We start from the raw sequence: 2,313 nt of genomic DNA on the forward strand, positions 1-2,313 counted from the left end.
GGCCGCACACCGTGCGGTGTGCGGCCGGCGGCCTCCGGCTGCCTCGCGGGGATCCCCCGTCCCTCCCGCGCGGGCGGACGGCGGGGGACGCCGGGGGAGCGGCGTCCCCGGTGCCGATCAGATGTCGAAGTACATCTCGAACTCGTGCGGGTGCGGGCGGAGCTGGATCGGGGCGATCTCGTTGGTGCGCTTGTAGTCGATCCAGGTCTCGATCAGGTCCGCGGTGAAGACGCCGCCGGCCTGCAGGTACTCGTTGTCCTCCTCCAGGGCCTCCAGGACGGCCGGGAGGGAGGTCGGGACCTGCGGGACGCCCGCGTGCTCCTCCGGAGCCAGCTCGTAGAGGTCCTTGTCGATCGGCTCGGCGGGCTCGATCTTGTTCTTGACGCCGTCCAGGCCGGCCAGCAGCAGGGCCGAGAAGGCCAGGTACGGGTTGGAGGACGGGTCCGGGGCGCGGAACTCGACGCGCTTGGCCTTCGGGTTGGAGCCGGTGATCGGGATGCGCATCGCGGCGGAGCGGTTGCGCTGCGAGTACACCAGGTTGACCGGGGCCTCGAAGCCGGGCACCAGGCGGTGGTAGGAGTTCACCGTCGGGTTGGTGAAGGCCAGCAGCGACGGGGCGTGCTTGAGGATGCCGCCGATGTAGTAGCGGGCGGTGTCCGACAGGCCCGCGTAGCCCTGCTCGTCGTAGAACAGCGGCTCGCCGCCGGACCACAGCGACTGGTGGACGTGCATGCCCGAGCCGTTGTCGCCGAAGATCGGCTTCGGCATGAAGGTCGCGGTCTTGCCGTTGCGCCAGGCGACGTTCTTGATGATGTACTTGAACAGCATCAGGTCGTCGGCGGCGGCGAGCAGCGTGTTGAACTTGTAGTTGATCTCGGCCTGGCCGGCGGTGCCGACCTCGTGGTGCTGGCGCTCGACCTGGAGGCCGGCCCTCTCCAGCTCCAGCGACATCTCGGCGCGCAGGTCGGCGAAGTGGTCGACCGGCGGGGCCGGGAAGTAGCCGCCCTTGTAGCGGACCTTGTAACCGCGGTTGTCCTCCAGCGCACCGGTGTTCCAGGCGCCGGCCTCGGAGTCGATGTGGTAGAAGGACTCGTTCGAGCTGGTCTGGAAGCGGACGCTGTCGAAGACGTAGAACTCGGCCTCGGGACCGAAGAACGCCGTGTCGGCGATCCCGGAGGAGGCGAGGTACGCCTCGGCCTTCTTCGCCACGTTGCGCGGGTCGCGGCTGTACTGCTCGCCGGTGATCGGGTCGTGGATGAAGAAGTTGATGTTGAGCGTCTTGTCCCGGCGGAAGGGGTCCAGACGGGCGGTGGACAGGTCCGGCAGCAGCGCCATGTCGGACTCGTGGATCGCCTGGAAGCCGCGGATCGAGGACCCGTCGAAGGCCTGCATCTCGGACGGGTCGAACGTCGAGGCCGGGATCGTGAAGTGCTGCATGATGCCCGGCAGGTCGCAGAAGCGGACGTCGACGAACTTGACGTCGTTGTCCGCGATGTACTTCTTTGCCTCGTCGGCGTTCTGGAACATCCAAGTCCTCCTAGTCCCGCCGCGAGGGGACGGGGTGGCAGCTCGAGTGGCAGTCCAGTGCGGTGTCCTGCTGTGCCCGACCTTAGATTTGCGGGATTTCTCAAGCATGACCCATTTGTTTCGGTGATGTTAACCGGACGGGTGTGCGGACAGGTGCTCCCGACGCCGTCCCCACGGCCCGCACGCGCTCCGTCCACAGGCCGCCCGGGTGCCCGGAAGGGCCGCGCGTTACCGTTGACGGGTGGACAACAGGCAAGCAATCGGATCGTGGCTCTCCGGCCCCCGAGCGGCGGCCGAGCAGATGGGCGCGGACTTCGGCCACCGCGGTGAACGGCTGGGTCTGCCGCAGGAGGGGCCGGGGTCGATCGCCCCGCTGGGGCGCCGGGTCGGCGCGATCTTCGTGGACTGGGGCCTGTGCATGCTGATCGCATACGGTCTGCTCACGGGCGGCGACCTCCGCTCGGCCGGGAACTGGGCCCTGCTGGTCTTCGCGGTGCTCGGCGTCCTCACCGTGGGCACGGTCGGCTCCACCCCCGGCAAGCGGCTGTTCGGCCTGCGCGTGATCTCCGTGAACGGCGGGCGGCTCACCCTGCCCCGCACCGTCCTGCGCACGGTCCTGCTGGTGCTCGCCGTGCCGGCGCTCGTCTGGGACCGCGACTCGCGCGGCCTGCACGACCGGCTCTCCGGCGCCGTGCAGGTGCGGATCTGAGCCGGCGGCCGTCCGCGGCGGCACGCGGCGGCGGACGCGGACACGGCGGAGGCCCGGAACTCGTCCGAGTTCCGGGC

General features: G+C 69.6%; 2 protein-coding genes. One reads left to right on the top strand and one right to left on the bottom strand.

Features of this window, described 5'->3' with window-relative positions:
- Positions 1 to 117: 117 nt before the first annotated feature.
- Positions 118 to 1,527: a type I glutamate--ammonia ligase gene (gene glnA / locus QC029_RS30335; RefSeq protein WP_279559060.1), complete on the bottom strand. Its 1,410-nt coding sequence runs from the start codon at positions 1,525 to 1,527 to the stop codon at positions 118 to 120.
- A gap of 241 nt (positions 1,528 to 1,768) precedes the next feature.
- On the opposite strand from glnA, the gene QC029_RS30340 reads away from it, so the two are divergent.
- Entirely contained in the window at positions 1,769 to 2,236 is a 468-nt protein-coding gene (locus QC029_RS30340) for an RDD family protein (RefSeq protein WP_279559061.1), read from the top strand.
- Positions 2,237 to 2,313 lie beyond the last annotated feature (77 nt).

Origin of the sequence: Streptomyces sp. DH37, from assembly GCF_029813835.1 — a bacterium.
In the GTDB taxonomy this organism is placed as follows: Bacteria; Actinomycetota; Actinomycetes; order Streptomycetales; family Streptomycetaceae; genus Streptomyces.